Source organism: Clostridium sardiniense (assembly GCF_016907995.1).
In the GTDB taxonomy this organism is placed as follows: Bacteria; Bacillota; Clostridia; order Clostridiales; family Clostridiaceae; genus Clostridium; species Clostridium sardiniense.
On record NZ_JAFBDA010000001.1, the window covers coordinates 159,814 to 182,225 of the forward strand.

The window sequence follows — 22,412 nt, forward strand, 5'->3', positions numbered from 1 at the left end:
TTACAAAATATAAATAAAAGCTTTCTAAAATTAATAATTAATCAAAAAATACTCTATTTGTAGTATAATTGTAACCTTTATGTTAAAATTGTTAATGTAAGGGGGAGAATAAGTATGCAGAAAGGGAAAAAATATAAGAATCATTCAATCATACTCATAGTAATTTTATTAATAAGTTTTTTAATAAACATTTTTGTTTATATTGATAATATAGAATACAAGCATAGAGTTGGGATTAATTCATATAAAAATATAGAGAGTATTAAAGTCAAAAATGATAAAACTCTTGAGATAGTAAATAAGGCTATAGAAGTAAATAAAATTAGTAATGAGGAACTATTAACACTGTATACAAATTACAGTGATATTTCAGATTGTGTAATAGAACTATGGGATGATTATAAATTTTATAGTGAAAATGATAGTAATAGTTTATTTAAAAAGAATATTGATACTAGTTCAATAATAGAGAATGAAGTGTATTCTAGAATTGAGAGCTATTTGAGCAATACATTAATAAATATAATGAATACTGAAAAAAATGAGCTTCTTCTTAAAGAAAAAGACCTAAGGGATTTTATTGTTATGAAAGATTTATCTACTAAAATGAATGATATATTTTTAGAATTTAATGAAACAACCTTAAAAGGTATAGATGGTAAAGAGAAAGAAAAGGTAGTTGTTAAAAAGAAATATTGGATAGATGTTTTAAATAAGATTAATAGAACAAGTAGTGAATATATAGATTATGATTTTACAAGAGATGTTAGTGTATCTAAAGTAATTTATTAATTAATATTAATAAGAGTTTTATAATAGCTTAAACTATTATAAAACTCTTATTTTTTAACTATTAAAACTTATAAGAAATATTTTTGTAATGATTTTCTATTTTATTTTTGAGAGTGTATAAATTAATTAAAAAAAGCGTAGTATATATACTACGCTTTATAAGTAATCAAGATAATTTAATTACTTATAATTAGTGACATCCACCACCACATGAACCGCAACCACCTTCTGGAGCGATAACTGGTTTTAAGCTTAAGCCATTTCCATTATTTTCTTCAGCTGAAAGTAAGATAAATCCACCGAATTCTTCGATTAATCTTTTTTCTATAACGAAGTTTATGTCATTAACTACTTCTACTACGTCGTCATCAGTTGCTTCATCAACAGTTATGTTAAATACTGGACCGCTACAAGCCATTCCACCTAAGTTAATTCTTATATTATAATTTTCAACTTTGTTTTCGTCTAAAAATTCTTTAAATTCTTTGTAAGCATCTTCGCTTATTGTCATATTTTTCATTTTTTTCACCTGTCCTTATTTTAAAATTAAAAATAGTCTTAATGATATTATAACACAATTTAATTCAAAGTAAACCAGTCAGAATTAAAAATATTTATGTACAATAAAAAAAATAAAGGTATACTAGACTTTAGAGCGAATTTATTATAAGTAAGATACTATATAAATGTAGAAAGGATGGTTTTTAGTGAAACCATATGACAGAAATTTTGTATTAGAAAAAATAAAAGAATATAATGAAAAGATTCATGAAGGAAGAATAAATAATCATGAAATAATAAGGACAAATGGAATAAAAGGAAAGATTCATGGATACCTTTATGAACATGATGATGAAATAGATATAGATATTTTAGAACTTGTAGGAAATGATAAATTTTGGATGAAGCTTAGTCCTAGAGAAATAGAGAGCTCATATGGAATTATAAAGCAAGCACATGGAAGAGTTGGAATTGTTGGACTTGGACTTGGCTACGTGGTACAAGAAATAGCTAAAAGTGATAAAGTTTCTGAAGTAGTTGTTTATGAATTTGAAAAAGATATAATAGAGCTTTATAAAAAGAATTTTGGTGAAAATGAAAAGATAAAAATAATTAATGAAGATGCTTATAAAGTTAAGGGCGAAAAATTTGATTATTTTTATGTTGATATATATGAGTACAAATTAACAGAACAAGTAGTTAGTGATTATAAACACTTCAATGAAGCTCTTGATATCGAAGATTATGTGTTTTGGGGTGTTGAACATTTCCTATTAAGTTGTAGATATGAAGATATAGTATGGGTATATATTCCTGAAATATGGATGGAACTTAGTAAGCATATATTTGCAGCTCTTCAACAGTCAGGATATTTAGAGTGGTATAAGCAATTAGACAGTAAACTTGTTAAAAAGGTTCTTGAAGAGTTTAAAGAAATCCTAAATGATTAAAGATATTTTAAGGGTTCAGAAAAGGAAGTAAATATAATAAAGAGTAAAATGAATAAATCATCATAATAATTCTAAAACTACTAAAGTACGTAATGGCTTATATTTTGGTATAGAAAATACCTTTAAGAATATTTAGTTTTAAAATACTTAGGAGGAATTTATTATGAAGGTTACTAACTCAGAAGAACTATCTAAAAAGATGGAAGAGATTAGATTAGCTCAAAAGGAATATGCAACATATACCCAAGAGCAGGTAGATGACATATTTAGAGCTGCTGCAATGGCAGCTAACAATGCAAGAATAAAGCTTGCGAAAATAGCTGTTCTAGAAAGTGGAATGGGTATAGTTGAAGATAAAGTTATTAAGAATCATTTTGCAGCTGAATATATTTATAATCAATATAAAGATATGAAAACTTGTGGAATAATAGATAAAGATAATACTTTTGGGGTTACAAAAGTTGCAGAGCCAATAGGGGTCGTTGCTGCAATTGTACCAACCACAAACCCTACATCAACAGCTATATTTAAAGCTTTGATATCCCTTAAAACAAGAAATGCCATAATAATATCACCTCATCCAAGAGCTAAGAATGCAACAATTGAGGCTGCTAAGATAATATTAGATGCAGCAGTTAAAGCAGGGGCACCTTCTAATATTATTGGATGGATTGATGAACCATCAGTTGAACTTTCTCAAAAGGTTATGCATGAAGCTGATATAATCCTTGCAACTGGAGGACCTGCAATGGTTAAGGCTGCTTATTCATCAGGTAAGCCGGCTATTGGAGTTGGAGCAGGAAATACTCCAGCAATTATTGATGAGACAGCACATATTAAGATGGCTGTTAATTCAATTTTATTATCCAAAACTTTTGATAATGGAGTTATATGTGCATCTGAGCAAAGCATTATTGCTATTGATGAGGTATATGATGAAGTTCGTGCAGAACTTATGGATAGAGGAGCATATCTTTTAAATGATAGAGAATGTGAAAAGGTAAGAAAGATTATATTAAATGAAAAAGGAGGACTTAACTCTGCAATAGTTGGTCAATCTGCATATAATATTGCGAAGATGGCTGGAGTTAAAGTACCTCAAGATGCTAAGGTTTTAGTTGGAGAAGTTGAATCAGTAGAACTTGAAGAGCCATTCTCTCATGAAAAATTATCACCTATATTAGGAATGTATAGAGCGCATAACTTTGATGATGCACTAAAGAAAGCTTCAAGACTTATAGAACTTGGAGGTTTTGGTCATACATCAGTTCTTTATACAGATCAAATAAAATCAAAAGATAGAATGGATAAATTTGGTACTACTATGAAGACTGCAAGAACTTTAGTAAATATGCCTTCTTCTCAAGGAGCAATTGGAGATATATTTAACTTTAAGTTAGCACCGTCTCTTACTCTTGGGTGTGGATCATGGGGCGGAAACTCAGTTTCTGAAAATGTTGGTCCTAAGCACTTATTAAATATTAAAAGTGTAGCTGAGAGGAGAGAAAATATGCTATGGTTTAGAGTTCCTGAGAAAACTTACTTTAAATATGGTTGTCTACCTATAGCACTTAAAGAGCTATGTGATATGGGAAAGAAAAAAGCATTTATAGTAACTGATAAGGTATTATTTGAACTTGGATATACTGATAAGGTTGTGGAAGTTTTAGAAGACTGCGGTATTGAATTTAAGATGTTTACAGATGTAGAACCAGATCCAACACTTGCAGCAGCTAAGATGGGTGCAGAGCAAATGCTTTCATTTAATCCAGATGTAATAATTGCAGTTGGTGGTGGATCACCAATGGATGCAGCTAAGATTATGTGGGTAATGTATGAGCATCCAGATGTTAAATTTGATGAGCTTGCAATGAGATTTATGGATATAAGAAAGAGAGTATTTAAGTTCCCAGAGCTAGGCAATAAGGCAATGATGGTATCAATACCAACATCAGCAGGAACAGGATCAGAAGTAACTCCTTTTGCAGTTATAACTGATGAAAAGACAGGAGTTAAATATCCATTAGCGGACTATGAATTAACACCTAACATGGCTATAATTGATACTGCACTTATGATGAGTATGCCAAAGGGATTAACAGCGGCTTCAGGTGTAGATGTATTAGTTCATGCGCTAGAAGCTTATGTATCAGTTCTTGCATCTGAATTTACAAATGGATTAGCACTTGAATCTATTAGATTAGTATTTAAATATCTACCAATCTCTTATATAAATGGAACAGAGAATGTTAAAGCAAGAGAAAAGATGGCTCATGCGGCATCCATGGCAGGTATGGCATTTGCGAATGCATTCTTAGGAATTTGCCACTCAATGGCTCATAAATTAGGAGCATTCCACCATATACCACATGGTATGGCAAATGCACTTTTAATTAAAGAAGTTATTAAGTTCAATGCAAGTGATGCTCCAAGAAAGCAAGCAGCATTCCCACAATATAAATATCCAAATGCTAAGTGGAGATATGCAAGAGTTGCTGGATACTTAGGACTTCAAGGAGAAAATGATGATGAAAAAGTAGAAAGCTTACTTAAAGCTATAGATGAATTAAATGAAACTGTTGGAATGCCAAAATCAATTAAAGAAGCTGGAGTTTCAGAGGATAAATTCTATGCAACTTTAGATGAAATGGTAGAGCAGGCATTTGATGATCAATGTACTGGAGCAAATCCAAGATATCCATTAATGAGTGAAATAAAACAAATGTACATAAATGCATATAATGGATATAAGAATTATGATGCTGTTAAAGAGGCTGGCAGAAGTGTAGATGAAGAATATTCTGAAGACTATGGCTATGCAGGTGAAGGAACGGAAGAATAAAATTTAAAATTATAATTTTTATAAAAAGGAAGAGTGTTTAGTCAATACCTTCCTTTTTTGCTATTAAAATAACTTAAAACTGTAATTTAAAATATGGATATATTAGATTAAATTGGTATATTTGTATAGGTAAACCTACAAATGTTATAATCTAACTAATATACTATGCTAAAGGATCCACACATGAGAGATTTAGTTAGTTTATAAAATGAGATTAAAGAATTGTCACCTAGAAAACTAAAAGAACTAGTTGGTTTTATCAGTAAAATTTTAGCGATTCATTTTGTTCCTAGTGAGATTCATACTGAGTTTAAAGAACGCCGCTTTAATAGTGGGCAAGTATGTATTCATTGTGGTTCACTTTCTGTTGTTAAAAATGGAAAGTTAGGTAATAAACAACTTTATAAATGCAAAGATTGAAAAAAACATTTTAATAACGTATCCTTATCTGCACTAGCTTGTACAAAGATTCCATTAAACGTATGGATGGAATATGCTAAGTACATGTTATTTGGTATAAGTATTCGCAAATGTGCGGCACACATTGATGTTAGCGTTAAAATCTCATTTTTATATGAGACATAAGCTACTTGATTGTATTCGTGAGTAGATGGGAATAGGATAAGTTAAGTGTGTTATTGATATGGATGAAACTTTTAAGCCTATTAGCTACAAAGGAAATCATAAGAAAAGTGGATTCGTTATGCCTAGACCTGTTTGTAAGGGAAGAATTGAACATGCCTATTTGAAGGATGCATTAAAAGGGAACCATAATTTGTACGGATAGCCATGAATCCTATGCTCTGTTTGCTAAAGATTTCAACCTAGACCATAAGAAAATCAAACGTGGCAGACAAAAAGAGGATATATATTATATAAACCACTTAAATGCCTTACACAGCGTGTATAAAGGGTGGTTACGTCAATTTAAAGGAGTATCGACTAAATTCTTAATTAATTACTTTTATTGGTTTAAATGGCTTCAAACCTTTATGGATAAAAAAGAATCTGTACGTAGTAAACACATCCTTCTGCATAGTGTGGTTCCGTGTGTAGACACTAGAATAGTAACCTATCGATAAAGAGAGGCTATATTTAGTTAAGTGAATAACTGTTATAATATTTAGATTTTTAGTATAGACTTATATATAATTATTTATAAAATATATATTTTGTAAGTCGATAAATTATAAATTTTGACTATCAGATGATGAACGGCTACATACCGACATAAGAAGACAATGAGAGTCGGGAAAATATATATGTTTGTCAATATAATGTAATTACAGCGAAATAAGGAAGGAGAGCATCTTATGAATGGTTGGAATGAAGGTATTACCAATGCGATTGCATACATTGAAGAGAATTTAACTGAAGATATTGATATAAATGAAATAGCTGATAAAGCATATGTGTCAAGTTTCTACTTTCAAAAAATATTCAATGTATTATGTGGATTTACAGTGGGTGAGTATATAAGGAATCGCCGTCTGACACTTGCTGCACAGGAACTTTGTTCTAGCAATATCAAAGTGATTGATGTTGCACTGAAATACGGTTATGATTCGCCGGATAGTTTTGCCAGAGCATTCACTAAGTTTCATGGGATAAGTCCTTCCACAGCAAGAAAAAAAGGCAGTAAGCTGAATTCTTTTGCACCGCTGAAAATTAAACTTACATTGGAGGGTGGTACTATGTTAGAGTACAAGATTGCCGAAAAGGCACAGTTTACAGTAATGGGAAGGTTACGTAAATTCAATACAGAAACTTCTTATGGTGAAATTCCTAAGTTCTGGCAGGAGCATATGGAAAGCGGCGAGAGCAAAGTTGTATGTGGCATGTATGGAATATGTATGGACAGTGATGGAAAGCACTTTGATTATCTCATTGCCGATAACTATATTCCGGGGAATGAGATTCCAGAGGGCTACGAAACAAAAGTAATTCCGGCAGGTACATGGGCTATATTCCCTTGTCGTGGTGCATTACCAAGAGCGTTGCAGGATGTGAACACAAAGATATGGAGCGAGTGGTTGCCGTCTTGCAAAGCATATAAGCTTGCAGGTAACTACAATATTGAGATGTATACACCACTTTGTGGAAATCCGGATGATGAATATAACGAAATTTGGATACCTGTAGAAAAGGTATAAATTCTGGTTTATAAATCTGCTACAACAGTAACGTTAACCAAGAAAACAGTTATTCTGTTATCCGAAATAGTCCATTCAATTGAATGGGCTAACTTTTTTGTGTTATATTCTTAGTATTGTCTAACAGAGCCAAAAATGTTAGAAAATTTATAACTTATTATATGCTCCTTTTTATATAAAAAGTTAACGTACTATATAATGCATTATATAGTACGTTAACTTCATAGAATATTAGATCAAGAATTGTTTTTATAGTTTATGACTTTTTTTATAGTCAGGATTTTTCTTAACTTTTTTATTAAAGTTAAGAACTAATGCAGTTGAGAAGATAAGAATTACTATAAAAGCAATAAAATACATTAAAGAAAATGATTTGTAGATAGAACTTTGATTAAAGATACTACTTGCAAAGGCACAAGTTGGAGCTTTAATGGCCAAAAATGAAGTTAGTGATACAGCTATTAAACTAAATTTTTCTTTAAATCTATTCAATTAAATGACCTCCTTTAAATAAAGAGTTTCATATATTCAATATATTAATATTAAAGAAAAATGTAATTTATGTTTCATAGTAAATATATAATTTTTTATGGAAAGCTTAAATAAACAATATTAAAAATATAGGAATTAGCGGAACTATTATTATCATCCAAGTTGTCTTCTTTGCCCAATTTAACACAAGACCATTTCCAGATCTTTTAGGAATAAATATTGAAGGATCTTCTGGATTATAATAAAATATTCCAAGTTTCCAAAGTGTAGAGTTACTTTGAATAATGGTATTATGATTATTAAGTTGGCTAGAGTTAAAAAGCATCATCACTCTATGATTTATTATTAAGTAATTCACACATATATTAAATACAATAAGTATAGTAAAAAGTATAAAAAGATTAGCATTAGGATATTTTGAAAATGTTATAAATGATAAAGTTAAAAGAAATATAGAGCTTATAATATAATGTTTAAAATAAAGTTTAGTAAAGTTAATTTCAGAATCGAAGGATTCATCTACCTTTACTCCAAAGATTGTATCATCACTACTCATAAAGGGTAAGATACATCCAATTGAAAATAAAATCAACAAATTAAAGTAAAGAAAAATTGTAGAAATATTAATAATCATATTTTGTATCCCTCCTTAATGTATGGAAATTAGTATATGTAATTTCGTATTATTTTATACTTTAATATTATCATTAACACATGAAAAAAATGGAAAGAAATTATAAAGAAACTATTAAGTAATTAGAAATAATATTAATGTATATAAAACAGTAATTTATACTTCTAATTTGAGAATTGACAATTAACAATATATGATGTCGAGATTTAATTTATTAGTATACTTTATAAATTAATAATATTACTTTTATACTTTAATTATGGTTATTTTAAGCATGAATTTAAGGATTTATAAAATAATAATTAGGAAATATAAAAGGAACTTTGCAAAACCTTGCAAAGTTCCTTTATATATTTATAAACTAATTAATAATGTAATATTATTTTACAACTATATTAACAAGTCTTCCTTTGATAACAATAACCTTAACGATATTCTTACCTTCAGTATTCTTAACTATATTTTCATCAGCTAAAGCAGCAGCTTTTATACCTTCTTCATCAAGATCAGAAGCTACGTTTATCTTAGATTTGATTTTACCATTAACTTGGATAGCTATTTCAACTTCATCTTTAACTAAAGCCTTAGGATCAAACATTGGCCATGATTCATTAAATACTGAAGTAGTATTTCCAAATAGGCTCCATTGTTCTTCTGCAAAGTGTGGTGCAAATGGTGCAAGTATTTTTATAAAGCTTTCGCAAACTTCTTTTAAGAATGAAGCATTTACAACTTCTTCTTTGTTATACTTTGATAGTGCATTTACAAATTCCATCATTCTTGCTATTGCAGTATTAAATTGCATCTTTTCGCCATCTTCAGTAGCACCCTTAATTGCAGTGTTAAGCCAGAAGTTAAGCTCTTTTTCACCCTTATCTACAGTAGTCTTAGAATTTCCTGAATTAATAGCTTCTCTTGCAGTTTCAAGATTTCTTTCAATTCTATCTACGAATCTACCAACAGATTTAATTCCGTCATCACTCCAAGCTCCACCTTCAGTGTAAGCAAATCCAAACATTAAGTACATTCTAAATACGTCAGCGCCGTATTCTTTAATGTAATCATCTGGTGAGATTGTATTTCCCTTTGATTTACTCATTTTAAGTCCATCTGGTCCTAAGATTAGTCCTTGGTGAACTAATGAAGTAAATGGTTCATCAAAGTTTAGGTATCCCATATCTCTAAGAGCTTTAGTTATGAATCTTGCATATAAAAGGTGCATACAAGCATGCTCAGGTCCTCCAACATACATATCAACTGGAAGCATCTTATCTATAAGTTCCTTATTAAATGGAGCTTCAGTATTTTTGTTATCTGGGTATCTTAAGTAGTACCATGATGAACAAACAAATGTATCTAAAGTATCAACTTCTCTCTTAGCTTTTCCTCCACAGCATGGGCAAGTTGTGTTAACGAACTCTTCGCACTTAGCTAGTGGTGACTTACCATCTGGTGTAAATTCAACATCATATGGTAATTTAACTGGAAGATCTTTTTCAGGTACTGGTACAGTTCCACATTTTTCACAATATATCATTGGAATTGGAGCTCCCCAATATCTTTGTCTTGATACAAGCCAGTCTCTTAATCTATAGTTAACCTTTTGGCTACCTTCATTAGTTTCTGCTAATTTTTCAACGATTTTAACTTTAGCTTCTTTTGTAGTTAATCCATCAAATTCTCCAGAATTAACTAATACTCCATGTTCGCAGTATGGAAGTTCAGTTTCTGATCCATCTTTAGCAGCTATAACTCTGTTTATTGGAAGAGTAAACTTTGTAGCAAAAGCAAAGTCTCTTTCATCATGAGCAGGAACTGCCATTACAGCACCAGTTCCATAGCTAGCAAGAACATAGTCTCCAACCCAGATAGGAACTTCTTTTCCGTTTATAGGGTTTATAGCATAAGCACCAGTAAATACTCCTGTCTTTTCTTTAGAAATTGATTGTCTTTCTATTTCTGATTGCTTAGCAGTTTCTTCTTTATAAGCTTCAACTGCATCTTTATTTTCTGGAGTTACTATTTTATCAACTAATTTATTTTCAGGAGCTAAAACAACATATGAAACTCCACATAAAGTATCAACTCTTGTTGTGAATACATCAAATGTTAAATCATGATCTTTAATCTTGAATGTAACCTCAGCACCAGTTGACTTACCAATCCAGTGTTTTTGCATTGATACAGTTTTTTCTGGCCAGTTAAGTCCATCTAACTTCTCAAGTAATTCATCAGCGTAATCAGTGATTTTTAAGAACCATTGAGTTAAGTCTTTCTTAGTTACTTCTGTATCGCATCTTTCACATAATCCATCAACAACTTGCTCATTAGCTAGAACAGTGTTACATGATGGACACCAGTTAACAGGAGCTTGCTTTCTGTAAGCTAATCCTTTTTTGTATAATTCTAAGAATAACCATTGAGTCCATTTGTAGTAATCAGGTCTACATGTTACAACTTCATTTTCCCAGTTAAACATAGCACCCATTGCCTTAAGTTGAGCTTCCATAGTTACAATATTTTTATCAGTTGAATCTTGTGGGTGGATACCAGTCTTTATAGCAAAGTTTTCAGCAGGTAATCCAAAAGCATCAAATCCCATTGGTTGGAATACATTGTATCCATTCATTCTCTTAAATCTAGCCCAAGTATCTACTGGTCCGTAGTTGAACCAGTGACCAGCATGTAGCTGACTTCCTGATGGATAAGAGAACATTTCTAATACATAAAGTTTTTTATCTAATTTTGTAGGATCGAATTTATATAATTCTTCTTTTTCCCATTTGTCTTGCCATTTCTTATCAATAGCAGTTCCATAGTTTCCCATAGTTTATTCCTCCTTAATATTTCAAAAATAATAATCTAAAATAGAATTATTATTTAATATAAATTACATTTATAAAATTACAATTTAATTATATAAATGAGTGAAAGTATGTAGCATAATCTTTTAACTTACCTTTAATCCACTAATATACTTTATAAATTTTTAGGGGTCTTGGGTAAGATGAAAATAGTACTTATTTATATAAGAATAAGACTGTAAATATAGAATAAAAATAGTATTAATCTATATAAGTTAAGTATATTTTGAGAATAAAAAAACCTCTCATCTCTTAAAATATAAGAGACGAAAGGATACTTCCGCGTTACCACTCTTGTTAGAAAATTTTATAATATAATAAAACTTCCTCACTCAATAATTTAACGGTTAAACCGTACTTGACTTATCATCAAGTAAGCTCATAGACAAGTTCCTATATTTGAAATGCTGTTTTGCACCAAACAACAGCTCTCTGGAATTACAAGGTTATAGTACTACTTCTAATCATAGCAATGAAATATATAATTGTAATCATTTCTTATAATTATATATTAATGGACAACTTTAAGTCAATAGTGATAGATAAGTTAAGTTTTCTTTATACTTAATGCATTATCGATAGAAAGAAATAAGTATAAAAACTTTTTATTCATGAGAATTTTATACATTCAATTACTTTAGGGAAGAGTTTCAAAAAGGAAATTAATATATACATAAATAGGAAAAAATGCTTATATTTCTCTCTCGTTTGTGTATAATTAAATATATAGATTAACGAATAATAGTAGAGTGTTATACCATAAAAAGGAGGGGGACAGATGGCAGTAAAAGATTATTTTAAATTTTTCTCTAAAGATGCATTTGTAGTGTGCTACGTTGTTAAATTTAAAAATGACTGTATTGATATTAATAATTATGCGGGATTAAAAAAGGATGTACAGTGGTCAAAATTTGGTGAAAATAGTTACCATGCATATTGTGAATTAACTAAGGAGAATTTGATTGAATTAATATGTAAAGAAATCGGAATAGAATCAAATGATATTACAGTAATAAATTCATCAGAGCTTTCAGGTATAGGGTTTTAGTAATTTAAAATGGAGTAATTATTATTTTTCTGATTTTAGTTTTAATGAATATAGGACAATCGAATAATATTAAAATATTACAAGGTTAAAGGGTGTTTATAGGGCATCCTTTAATTTATCTGTAATTACATATTATTTTAAAACAAAGCCATTTCTATTTATAGAATAGAAGAAAAAGTTATATATTAGAAGATGGCTAGGTATATGAATATATTTTAAAAATATAAGGAACTAAGAGGAAATCATACGAGATAATAGGAAGTATGATGACGGAAGAGATGGATTCAATTGAATCCATATTGCCTTTAAATAGTCCTAATAGACCTAAATAGGCAGGTTTGATATTAATTGAATATAATAATATAATTTTAATAAGGGTGTTAATGATTTAAACAATTTATATCAAACAAAGAATTTAGGAGAGTGATATTTTGTGTTCGACGAGAAAGAACCTGAGAAGCATATTATTAGTAATAATTGGCTCAGGTATCTTAGCTTTTGGAAGCTATAATTTTAATTATCAAAATGGTGTAACAGAGGGAGGAGTATTAGGATTAATACTCTTAGTGAAAAATGTCTTTGATATCTCACCATCAATAACAAATCTTATAATTGATTTCTCATTATTTGCACTTGGTGCAAGATTTTTTGGGAAGAGATTCTTATTATGTTCAATATTTGCAACAGTATGTTTTTCAACTTCATATGGCATATTTGAAAGAATGGGCTTTGTTGTACCAAATTTAAACGAGCATATGTTATTTGCAAGTATGTTTGCAGGAATATTTGTAGGAATTGGAGCTGGACTAGTACTTCGTGGAGGAGGAGCGTCAGGTGGAGATGATGTTATTGCACTTTTAGGTAATAAATTTACACCCCTTAAAGTAAATCATGTTTATTTATTAAGTGATGCAATAATTCTTATAATATCTTTAGTTTATCTAGACGTTATACAAGTTATGTTTTCTATTGTAGCTGTGCTTATAAGTGGTAAATTAATAGGTATTATATATGAATACAAAAATGATGATATACAAGATAATAGTGTTGAAGATAAAGGTACTGAAGAGGCTGAAAATAATGAGGACATAAAAGGTGATTCATTAACAGTGTAGTATATTATAGATTTTTTAGAGTAGTTTTTTAACTACTCTTTTTATTTTGAATAAATTTAGGGACGATAATATATATCACTGCTTAGTAGTAAGTAGTTATAAGAAAATTTATAAGAATAAAATTAAGGATAGACACTGTATAAAATAAAATTTCAAAATATAATAAAAATAATTGAAATTTTATTTATGAAAACTATTGCAAATAAAATATAGCATGATATAATAAGGTTGAAATTAAATTTCTTTAAAAAATATAGAGATGTTGAAATTTTATTTCAAACAAAAAGGAGATGAGGGAGAAAGATGCAGGTGAATTTAAAAAGGTTAGATACGGAAAAAAGAAATTGTAATAGTAAAAATATAGACAAGCTCTCAACAAGAGAAATTGTGAAATTGATAAATGATGAAGATAAGAAAGTTGCACTTGCAGTTGAAGAAGTATTACAAGATATAGCTAATGCTATTGATTTAATATATGGACAGATCAAAAGAAGCGGGAGATTAATTTACATAGGGGCTGGAACTTCAGGTAGACTTGGCGTGTTAGATGCATCAGAGTGTCCACCAACTTATGGAGTTAGTTTTGATTTAGTAAGAGGAATAATTGCAGGTGGAGAAGGTGCTATGTTTAAAGCTAAAGAAGGTGCAGAAGATTCCAAAGAGCTTGCAGTAGAGGATTTAAAATCTATAGGATTTAATGAAAATGATGCTTTAGTTGGAATTGCAGCATCTGGAAGAACTCCATATGTAATAGGTGGACTTGAATATGCAAGAGAAATTGGTGCAAAGTCTGTTTCTATATGTTGCGTTAATAATGGGGAAGTTTCTAAGTATTCAGATATATCAATAGAAGTTATCCCAGGTGCAGAAGTTGTTACTGGATCTACTAGAATGAAAGCTGGAACTGCGCAGAAGATGATTTTAAACATGATTTCAACTGGAGTTATGATAAAGTATGGTAAGGTATATGAAAATTTAATGATAGACTTAAAGCCTACAAATAAGAAATTAGTTGAGAGAGCTAAAGTAATAATAATGGAATCTACAGGATGTGAGAGAGAAACTGCAGAAGAATTTTTCTACAAATCTTCTGAAAACGTTAAACTAGCGATTTTTATGATTCTTTCAGGGTTAGAAGTTGAAGATGCAATTAAGGCACTAGAAGAAAGCGAAGGCAGAATATCACAAGCATTAGAAAGATTAAAATAGGAGGAAAGATTTATGAGTAATTTAAATATGGAAGAAATAATTTTTGAGATAATAGGTAATGCAGGAGAAGCAAAGGGGTTAGCCTATGAAGCTTTAAGTGCCGCACAAGAAGGAGAATATGAAAAAGCAGATGAGCTTTTAAAAGAAGCTGATAATGCATTATTAAACGTTCACTCAGTCCAAACAAAATTAATTCAAGAAGAAGCAGCAGGAAGAAAAACAGAAGTATCATTACTTATGGTACATGCACAAGACCATCTAATGGCAGCTATAGAATCAAAGACTTTAATAGAAGGTATGATAAAACTTCATAAAAAGGTTGATGGGAAATAAAAAAATGTTAGCTGTAGGATTGATGTCAGGTACATCATTAGATGGCATAGATGCTGCATTAGTTGAGATTAAAGGGTGTGGATTAAATACGGAAGTTGATCTAGTGGAATTTGAAACTTACAAAATTCCAGATGATATAAAGAGTGAAATAAAGAGAGCTTGTTTAGAGGATAAATCATCAGTAGATTTAATCTGTAGTTTGAATTTTAAGCTTGGAGAGCTATTTGCTGATGCTGTAATCAATATTTGTAATAAGGCTAATATTGATACAGGCAAATTAGATTATGTAGCATCTCATGGGCAAACTATATACCATATTCCTAGAAATAAATGTGATTTAGTTAAATCTACTTTGCAGATAGGAGAAGCAAGTGTAATTGCATATAGAACAGGCACACTTGTAGTATCTAATTTTAGGGTTATGGATATGGCAGCTCATGGAGAAGGGGCTCCACTTGTTCCATATACAGAGTATATTTTGTATAGCGAAAAAGGAAAAGGAGTAGCTCTTCAAAATATAGGCGGAATAGGGAATGTAACATGTCTACCAGCAAGTAATTGTATAGATGATATCTTTGCCTTTGATACAGGTCCTGGAAATATGGCTATTGATGAAACTTGCAATATACTATTTGGTATTCCTTATGATAAAGATGGAGAGATAGCATCGAAAGGAATAGTTAATAATGAAATGTTAGATGAACTTATGAGTATCAAATATATTAATGAAAAACCACCAAAAACAACAGGGAGAGAAGACTTTGGACAAAGATTTGTTGAAAAAATCATATCTAAATATAGCAATTTAAAGGGTGAGGATATAGTAGCCACATTAACAATGTTTACTGCAAAAACAATATCCCATAATTATAAAAAGTTTATCATTCCAAATAATAAATTGGAAAGAGTAATAATAGCAGGTGGTGGAGCTCATAATAAGACTTTAATTAGGTTTATAAAAGAAGAGTTAGAAGGTATTGATGTATTAATACAAGAAGATATAGGCTTTTCATCAGATGCTAAGGAAGCAATAGCATTTGCTGTATTAGGAAATGAAACATTAAATAACAATTTTTCAAATGTTCCATCAGCGACTGGTGCAAAGGAGAAAGTGATATTAGGGCAGATAACAATGAGTCCAAGAGTATTTATGGAAGGAGACAGAAAGTATGGTTTCAAAATGTGTAAAGAGTAAAAAAACTACTCAAGTTAAAGCATTTGCAAATGGTAGAACAGATTATGGGATTCCAACTTTTAGCTTTAAAAGTAGCTTAGTGATTATGCTAGGTGCAGTGATTTCAACATTTATTGTACCATATATACTTAGTTTTATTGGAATAGATTTCAAAACAGGAGTAGTAATTGGAAATGCTACAATTACAAGTTATACACTGGCTTATTCAAGATATTTCATAGAAACTAATAAGAAGTACTGCAAAGGATTTTGGATGACATATGGAGGGTTTGCATTAGCATTTTGCATAATAGCATTTTTCTGGATGTATTTAGGAGCCTATATTTAAAAGCTTATATTTAAAATTTATATTAAAAAATTAATTAAAAGAAAATTTTAGGAGGATTTATTATGAAAGTATTATTTGTTTGTTCTCAAGGAATGTCAAGTGCAATAGCTGTAAGTGCACTTAAAAAATCAGCAGAGAAAGCTGGATTAGACATGGAAGTTTTAGCTGTTAGTACTCAAGAGTTTGAAGAAGAAGTTAAAAATGGATATGATATTGCAATGGTTGCACCACAAGTTAGACATAGATTTGATTATTTAAAGGAGTATGCAGATAGTGCAAATGTTCCATGTGTATTAATTAAACCACAAGCTTATAGCCCACTTGGAGGTCCTAAACTTTTAGAACAAGTTAAGGAAACTCTTAAATTATAATTTTTATTTAAAATGGGGGAGGGAATTATATGTTAGAGAAAATTACTGACTTTTTAGAGAACAAGCTATCAATGCCAATGGCAAGGTTAGCTGAACAAAGACATCTACGTGCTATTCGTGATGGTATCATAGCAACTCTACCACTTATTATTGTAGGATCATTCTTCTTAATTATTGCATTTCCACCATTACCTGATTCATGGGGAATAACACAATACTTAAAAGAAAACGCAAGTACAATTTTATTACCTTATCGTATGACAATGTATATTATGACCATGTATGCGACCTGGGGTATAGGGTATAGCCTTGCAAAATCATATAAGCTTGATGGAGTTACAGGCGGAATATTAGCTGCAATAGCATTTATGATGACTATTGTTCCTCAAGTTGTTGAAGGTATGGGATTTGTAATGCCTATGGGTAACATGGGTGGAGGCGGAATGTTCGTTGGAATAGTTGTTTCTATATTTGCTGTAGAGGTTCTGAGGTTTACTACAACAAAGAACTTTAGAATAAAGATGCCAGAACAAGTTCCACCATCAGTTGCAAGATCATTTGAAGCACTTACACCTACTGCAATAGTTATATTATTTATGGGTGTTGTATCATACTTCTTAAAATTTGATTGGCATGGATTTATAGCAAAGGTTGTTGATCCATTAGTATCAGCATCAGATACATTACCAAGTGTTTTAATATTAGTATTCTTAATTACATTATTCTGGTCATTTGGTATTCATGGAGTATCAATTATAGGATCACTTGCTAGACCATTATGGTTACAACTTTTAGATCAAAACACTGCAGCAGTAGCAGCAGGACAAACAGCAACAGGAATAGCAGCAGAACCATTCTATCAATGGTTTATATGGGTCGGAGGATCAGGAGCTACAATAGGTCTTGTAATATTAATGGCTACAATATGTAAGTCAAAGTATGGTAAGAGCCTTGGAAGAACAGCTTTAGTTCCAGGAATATTTAACATAAACGAACCAGTAATATTTGGAGCACCGATAGTATTAAATCCAATACTCATAATACCGTTCGTAATAACTCCAATGGTTTCAGCTATAGTAGCCTGGTTTGCCATGAGCTTCGATCTCGTAAATAAAGTTACAGTGACAGCACCATGGACACTTCCAGGACCTATAGGAGCATTCCTAGCAACTGGAGGAGACTGGAGAGCTTCTGTTTTAAATATAATATGTATAATAATTTCACTAATAATCTACTATCCATTTGTAAAAATGTATGATAAAAAATTATTAGCTGAAGAGACAACTGGAGAAGGAAATATAATCTAGTAAATATAATAATGACTATGGGAATGCTCAATGGAGGAAAATATACATCTCTTCATTGGGCATTCTGATTAATAAATAAAAGTAAAATATATTGTAAAAAGCGTCATTATGTAATGTATAGCAAATATTTTAATTAGTAAATAAAAGTAAGATTTGAGGAGATGTTAGTATGGGAAGACTTGGAATATCAATATATGAAGAAAAGAGTACAGAAAAAGAAATATATGAATACATAGATAAGGCAAAGGAATGTGGATTTAGCAGAATTTTCTCATGCCTTTTATCAGTTAAAGATAGTAAAGAGAGTATAATTAAAAAGTTTAAAGGTATAAACACTTATGCTAAAAATAGAGGTTTTGAAGTTATAGTGGATGTAAGCCCTAGAGTATTTGATGAGCTTGGCATAAGTTATAAAGATTTAAGCTTCTTTAAAGAGATTGAAGCTGATGGATTAAGACTCGATATGGGATTTACAGGACTTGAGGAATCTTTAATGACTTTTAATAAAGAAGGATTAAAAATTGAAATAAATATGAGCAATAATACAAGTTATATAGATACAATAATGGACTATATGCCAAATAAAGATAACTTAATAGCTTGCCATAATTTTTATCCTCATAGATATAGTGGATTAAATTTCGATCATTTTGTTAAGTGTACAGAGAGATTCAATAAATATGGTTTAAGAACAGCTGCATTTATAACTAGTCAGAACAAGGATAGTTTTGGACCATGGCCTGTAACTGATGGGCTACCAACTTTAGAGATGCATAGAAATATACCAATAGAAGTACAAGCAAAACATTTAATAGCTATGGGAAACATAGATGATATTATAATTTCAAATTGCTATCCAACAGAGGCAGAGCTTTTAAAACTTAAAAATATGAGAAAAGATATGGTGACATTTGAAGTTATGTTAGAGGAGAATGTACCAGAAATAGAGAAGAAGATTTTATTTGAAGAACTACATTTTAATAGAGGGGATTTCTCAGATAATTTAATAAGATCAACAGCAAGTAGAGTAAAATACAAAGGTCATGATTTTAAGATTTTTAATCCAAAGGAAGACATTAAAAAGGGAGATATAATAATCGAAAGTAGCGAATATGGTCATTACGCAGGTGAGCTTCAAATTGCGAGAAGTGATATGAAAAATAGTGGTAAATCAAATGTAGTTGGAAGAGTAAGAGACGAGGAGATATTCTTATTAGATTATATTAAGCCATGGCAAAAGTTCACTTTTACTTCTATGGAAAAACTATAAATTAAAATAATAGTTAATAAAGATATAAGCAGTATATTGGATGGATTATAAGAAAATATAAATTTTCACATTTAAACTGAGCAGAATTAATAAAAAATATTATAAAGTACCAAACATTTAGTAATTAAGCTAATTTAATATTTAAAAATTAGGGGGAAATATTAATGGTAAGGAAAAAGTTTATTTTATTATCAACAGTATTAGCTGCATTAATGGGAGGACAGACTATAATAACATCTGCAAGTAGTATTAAAGAAGAACCACTTTTCAAGTATGGAACTAATGAACCTATACTATTACACGGGGAGCAAATTACAGTACCATCTAAATTTCATGATAAAAAAGAGGACTTTAGAGCAACTTGGGTATCTACAGTAAGCAATATAGACTTTCCTAAAATAGCTAATGAGGAAGAGTTTAGATTTGAATTTACAAAGGTAGTAAAAAAGGTAAAAGAATTAGGTCTAAATGCTTTGATTTTTCAAGTAAGACCTATGTTAGATGCTTGGTATCAATCTTCAATAAATCCATCATCAGAATTTATTGATGGAACTCAAGGTGGAAAATTAAGCTTTGATCCACTAAAGATTGCGATAGAATTAGCACATAAGGAAGGGTTAGAGCTCCATGCATGGTTTAATCCTTATAGGGTAACTAATAAAACTACCGATTATAGAAGAAAAGAAGATAAGCTAAAAGAATTAGACGATATGAATTTTGCTAAAAAGAACCCTGATTTAGTATACGAATTTGCAAATAAGCTATATTTAGATCCAGGTAGACCAGAAGTCCTTAATCATATAGTAGATACAATAGAAGAAGTTTTAAATAATTATGATGTAGATGCAATACATTTTGATGATTATTTCTATCCATATAAAACAACATTTAAGAAAGTATTAGGCTATGATGAAAATGGAAACCCTATAGTAGATACAAATAGCACTACAATGGCAATGAGAGATAGTGATGCTGATTTTGAAACATTTAAAAATTATAATAGAGGTTTTGATGATATCCATAAATGGAGAGAAGACAATATAAATTTACTTGTAAAAGAAGTAAAAGATACTATCTCAAATCATAATAATAAAGCGAAAAGTAGTGTTCAATTTGGTATAAGTCCATTTGGAATATGAGGACATGCTGAAGAGATAGAGGGGGGATCACATACACCTACTACATCTACAGCAAGTATAAACGATTATGTAAATACAAGAAAATGGGCTAAGGAAGAAATGGTAGATTACTTAATACCACAAATATATTGGCAATTTAATCAACCAGCAGCACCTTATGGAGAGTTAGTTGATTGGTGGAATGAGCAGTTTGAAGGTGTAGAAGAAACACAATTATATATTGGACATCCAAACTATAAGATAATAGAAAACTCAGCAAAAGATTTTGATAATCCTGATGAGATACCATCACAATTAAGATTTAATCAGAAATATGATAATGTAAAAGGTAGTGCATTTTTCTCTTATAACAAGTTAGATGGAAGAAGTCATATAAAATTAATGAGTTCATATGACCTTATAGGAGCAAGGTTTAATTTAGATAATATAGTTGAAAATATAAATACAGTAAATAGAGATGATATTAACAAGAAGACTACAGAGACAATACAAGAATATTATAAAACTTATGCTAAAACTCCAGCAAAACCTTGGTTAGATCATGAAAAAACTTCAGCGGTAAATGGTTTAAATGGAAGGAATAAGAATGAGGAGATTACTTTAAGATGGAATGATAAAAATAGTGATACTAGGTTCTATCAAATATATAGAGTAGAAGGCAGGGGTAAGAATATAGATAGAAATGATGCTAAGAATGTTATAGCACGTTTTGGGATAGATAATGGAACACAATTTACAGATAATACAGCTGATAGCAAAAAGACTTATACTTATGGAGTAACTATTGTAGATAAAGCAGGTAATGAATCAGATATTAATACATTTACTGTAAAGGGTAAAAAATAATCTATATAAACTATTAAAATAATTTTTATATAGATAAAATAATGATGGATTATTTTAGAATAAAGGAGTAAAAATATATGTACTATTTAGGAATAGATGGTGGTGGCACCAAAACACAATTTACAATAATAAATGAAAATGTAGAGGTTATTCAATCCATTAAAAAAGGTACATCCCATTTTAAACAGATTGGCTTGGATGGAGTAGAAAATGTTTTAAGAGATGGGTTAAGTGAAGTATTACTTGAAAGTGGTATAAGTGCAGATGAGATAAAGGGAGTAGGTATTGGGCTTGCAGGGTATGGAAATATACAGAAGGATAGAGAAGTGCTTGATAGAGTTGTACAAACAGTATTTAAAGATTTTAAATATATCCTAAGAAATGATGTTGAAATAGCTCTAGCTGGGGCATTAAATGGAGAAGATGGTGTAGTTATAGTTTCAGGAACAGGGTCTATAGCATTATCTAAAATAGGTGATAAGTATAAGAGATGTGGAGGCTGGGGATATTCTATAGGTGATGAAGGGTCTGCTTACTGGATAGGCAAAAGAATTATAGAGACATTCTCTAAAGAAGCTGATGGAAGATTGGAAAAAACAAATATATATGAGATAATTAAGGAAAAGTTAGCTCTATCAAATGATTATGATATTATTAAATATATTAATGAGGATATAAAAGCTGATAGGTTGGAAGTAGCAAAATTTTCAAAGGTTTGTTTTGAAGCAGCAAACCTTGGTGATAAAAATGCAATTGAGATATTTAAGGCTGCATCGAAGGAACTTTCAGAATTGGTAAATCTATTAATGAAAGATTTTGAAGGTAATAATATAAAAGTATCTTATCTTGGTGGCGTATTTAAATCAGGGAAATTTATTTTAAATCCATTAATAGAATTATTAGATAAAAAATGTGTTTTAGTTCCTCCAAAATATACAGCGGATATAGGGGCAGCTATACTTGCATTAAAAAATGATGAGTATAAGTTGCTTTAGTATTACAAATGAAATTAGGAGATGAAAA

General features: G+C 30.2%; 18 protein-coding genes, 2 pseudogenes and 1 other annotated feature. Of the genes and pseudogenes, 16 read left to right on the forward strand and 4 right to left on the reverse strand.

Features of this window, described 5'->3' with window-relative positions; genetic code table 11:
• Positions 1–114: 114 nt before the first annotated feature.
• Positions 115–792 carry a hypothetical protein gene (locus JOC62_RS00620; RefSeq protein ID WP_204593222.1) on the forward strand — a complete coding sequence of 226 codons (678 nt, stop codon included), beginning with the start codon at positions 115–117 and terminating at the stop codon, positions 790–792.
• A gap of 190 nt (positions 793–982) precedes the next feature.
• Here JOC62_RS00620 and JOC62_RS00625 read toward each other — a convergent pair whose 3' ends face one another.
• A complete protein-coding gene (locus JOC62_RS00625; RefSeq protein ID WP_204593223.1) occupies positions 983–1,312 on the reverse strand; it encodes a HesB-like protein in 330 nt (109 codons plus the stop codon).
• A gap of 187 nt (positions 1,313–1,499) precedes the next feature.
• Here JOC62_RS00625 and JOC62_RS00630 point away from each other — a divergent pair, with 187 nt between their 5' ends.
• The 4 genes and pseudogenes from JOC62_RS00630 to JOC62_RS00645 all read left to right on the forward strand — a co-directional run bounded on the left by JOC62_RS00630 (position 1,500) and on the right by JOC62_RS00645 (position 7,238).
• Complete coding sequence (locus tag JOC62_RS00630; RefSeq protein ID WP_204593224.1) at positions 1,500–2,243, forward strand: hypothetical protein; 744 nt, start codon at positions 1,500–1,502, stop codon at positions 2,241–2,243.
• A 163-nt stretch (positions 2,244–2,406) separates the two neighbouring features.
• Positions 2,407–5,085, forward strand: coding sequence for a bifunctional acetaldehyde-CoA/alcohol dehydrogenase (adhE, locus tag JOC62_RS00635; protein ID WP_204593225.1), 2,679 nt, complete (start codon positions 2,407–2,409; stop codon positions 5,083–5,085).
• A 213-nt stretch (positions 5,086–5,298) separates the two neighbouring features.
• Positions 5,299–6,167, forward strand: a pseudogene (locus JOC62_RS00640) (IS1/IS1595 family N-terminal zinc-binding domain-containing protein).
• A gap of 231 nt (positions 6,168–6,398) precedes the next feature.
• Positions 6,399–7,238: an AraC family transcriptional regulator gene (locus JOC62_RS00645; RefSeq protein ID WP_204593226.1), complete on the forward strand. Its 840-nt coding sequence runs from the start codon at positions 6,399–6,401 to the stop codon at positions 7,236–7,238.
• 249 nt (positions 7,239–7,487) lie between these two features.
• On the opposite strand, the gene JOC62_RS00650 is transcribed toward JOC62_RS00645, so the two are convergent.
• The 3 genes from JOC62_RS00650 to leuS all read right to left on the reverse strand — a co-directional run bounded on the left by JOC62_RS00650 (position 7,488) and on the right by leuS (position 11,191).
• The gene (locus JOC62_RS00650) at positions 7,488–7,730 is read right to left on the reverse strand and encodes a hypothetical protein (protein ID WP_204593227.1); all 243 of its coding nucleotides are present in this window, start codon (positions 7,728–7,730) and stop codon (positions 7,488–7,490) included.
• Between the two features lie 106 nt (positions 7,731–7,836).
• A complete protein-coding gene (locus tag JOC62_RS00655; RefSeq protein ID WP_204593228.1) occupies positions 7,837–8,364 on the reverse strand; it encodes a DUF5808 domain-containing protein in 528 nt (175 codons plus the stop codon).
• Positions 8,365–8,743: 379 nt separating this feature from the next.
• Positions 8,744–11,191 (reverse strand): leucine--tRNA ligase, encoded by a 2,448-nt coding sequence (gene leuS / locus JOC62_RS00660; protein ID WP_204593229.1) that lies wholly within the window; start codon positions 11,189–11,191, stop codon positions 8,744–8,746.
• Between the two features lie 296 nt (positions 11,192–11,487).
• Positions 11,488–11,705 (reverse strand) — a binding site (T-box leader).
• 301 nt (positions 11,706–12,006) lie between these two features.
• Here leuS and JOC62_RS00665 point away from each other — a divergent pair.
• From JOC62_RS00665 to JOC62_RS00720, 11 genes and pseudogenes are all read left to right on the forward strand, one after another.
• Entirely contained in the window at positions 12,007–12,276 is a 270-nt protein-coding gene (locus JOC62_RS00665; protein WP_204593230.1) for a hypothetical protein, read from the forward strand.
• Between the two features lie 431 nt (positions 12,277–12,707).
• Positions 12,708–13,391, forward strand: coding sequence for a YitT family protein (locus JOC62_RS00670; protein WP_204593231.1), 684 nt, complete (start codon positions 12,708–12,710; stop codon positions 13,389–13,391).
• Between the two features lie 303 nt (positions 13,392–13,694).
• Positions 13,695–14,600 (forward strand): N-acetylmuramic acid 6-phosphate etherase, encoded by a 906-nt coding sequence (gene murQ / locus JOC62_RS00675; protein WP_204593232.1) that lies wholly within the window; start codon positions 13,695–13,697, stop codon positions 14,598–14,600.
• Between the two features lie 12 nt (positions 14,601–14,612).
• Positions 14,613–14,933, forward strand: a complete 321-nt coding sequence (locus tag JOC62_RS00680; RefSeq protein ID WP_204593233.1) for a PTS lactose/cellobiose transporter subunit IIA — start codon at positions 14,613–14,615, stop codon at positions 14,931–14,933.
• A gap of 4 nt (positions 14,934–14,937) precedes the next feature.
• A complete protein-coding gene (anmK, locus tag JOC62_RS00685; protein ID WP_204593234.1) occupies positions 14,938–16,128 on the forward strand; it encodes an anhydro-N-acetylmuramic acid kinase AnmK in 1,191 nt (396 codons plus the stop codon).
• Positions 16,103–16,456: a hypothetical protein gene (locus JOC62_RS00690; protein ID WP_204593235.1), complete on the forward strand. Its 354-nt coding sequence runs from the start codon at positions 16,103–16,105 to the stop codon at positions 16,454–16,456. Before anmK ends, JOC62_RS00690 begins: the two co-directional genes overlap by 26 nt.
• A 62-nt stretch (positions 16,457–16,518) precedes the next feature.
• Positions 16,519–16,827 (forward strand): PTS sugar transporter subunit IIB, encoded by a 309-nt coding sequence (locus tag JOC62_RS00695; RefSeq protein ID WP_204593236.1) that lies wholly within the window; start codon positions 16,519–16,521, stop codon positions 16,825–16,827.
• A 29-nt stretch (positions 16,828–16,856) separates the two neighbouring features.
• Complete coding sequence (locus tag JOC62_RS00700) at positions 16,857–18,134, forward strand: PTS sugar transporter subunit IIC (RefSeq protein ID WP_204593237.1); 1,278 nt, start codon at positions 16,857–16,859, stop codon at positions 18,132–18,134.
• Between the two features lie 169 nt (positions 18,135–18,303).
• On the forward strand, positions 18,304–19,404 hold the full coding sequence (locus JOC62_RS00705; protein WP_204593238.1) for a DUF871 domain-containing protein: 1,101 nt from the start codon (positions 18,304–18,306) through the stop codon (positions 19,402–19,404).
• Between the two features lie 212 nt (positions 19,405–19,616).
• Positions 19,617–21,389: pseudogene (locus JOC62_RS19065) on the forward strand (glycoside hydrolase family 10-like protein).
• Positions 21,390–21,466: 77 nt separating this feature from the next.
• Entirely contained in the window at positions 21,467–22,384 is a 918-nt protein-coding gene (locus JOC62_RS00720) for an N-acetylglucosamine kinase (protein WP_204593240.1), read from the forward strand.
• The last annotated feature ends 28 nt before the right edge of the window (positions 22,385–22,412 follow it).

Coding starts and splice junctions, on each gene's coding strand:
- JOC62_RS00655 (WP_204593228.1), bottom strand. CDS start 8,364: ATGATTATTAATATTTCTACAATTTTTCTTTACTTTAATTTGTTGATT.
- JOC62_RS00680 (WP_204593233.1), top strand. CDS start 14,613: ATGAGTAATTTAAATATGGAAGAAATAATTTTTGAGATAATAGGTAAT.
- JOC62_RS00705 (WP_204593238.1), top strand. CDS start 18,304: ATGGGAAGACTTGGAATATCAATATATGAAGAAAAGAGTACAGAAAAA.
- JOC62_RS00625 (WP_204593223.1), bottom strand. CDS start 1,312: ATGAAAAATATGACAATAAGCGAAGATGCTTACAAAGAATTTAAAGAA.
- adhE (WP_204593225.1), top strand. CDS start 2,407: ATGAAGGTTACTAACTCAGAAGAACTATCTAAAAAGATGGAAGAGATT.
- JOC62_RS00665 (WP_204593230.1), top strand. CDS start 12,007: ATGGCAGTAAAAGATTATTTTAAATTTTTCTCTAAAGATGCATTTGTA.
- JOC62_RS00700 (WP_204593237.1), top strand. CDS start 16,857: ATGTTAGAGAAAATTACTGACTTTTTAGAGAACAAGCTATCAATGCCA.
- JOC62_RS00620 (WP_204593222.1), top strand. CDS start 115: ATGCAGAAAGGGAAAAAATATAAGAATCATTCAATCATACTCATAGTA.
- murQ (WP_204593232.1), top strand. CDS start 13,695: ATGCAGGTGAATTTAAAAAGGTTAGATACGGAAAAAAGAAATTGTAAT.
- anmK (WP_204593234.1), top strand. CDS start 14,938: ATGTTAGCTGTAGGATTGATGTCAGGTACATCATTAGATGGCATAGAT.
- JOC62_RS00695 (WP_204593236.1), top strand. CDS start 16,519: ATGAAAGTATTATTTGTTTGTTCTCAAGGAATGTCAAGTGCAATAGCT.
- JOC62_RS00690 (WP_204593235.1), top strand. CDS start 16,103: ATGGTTTCAAAATGTGTAAAGAGTAAAAAAACTACTCAAGTTAAAGCA.
- leuS (WP_204593229.1), bottom strand. CDS start 11,191: ATGGGAAACTATGGAACTGCTATTGATAAGAAATGGCAAGACAAATGG.
- JOC62_RS00645 (WP_204593226.1), top strand. CDS start 6,399: ATGAATGGTTGGAATGAAGGTATTACCAATGCGATTGCATACATTGAA.
- JOC62_RS00720 (WP_204593240.1), top strand. CDS start 21,467: ATGTACTATTTAGGAATAGATGGTGGTGGCACCAAAACACAATTTACA.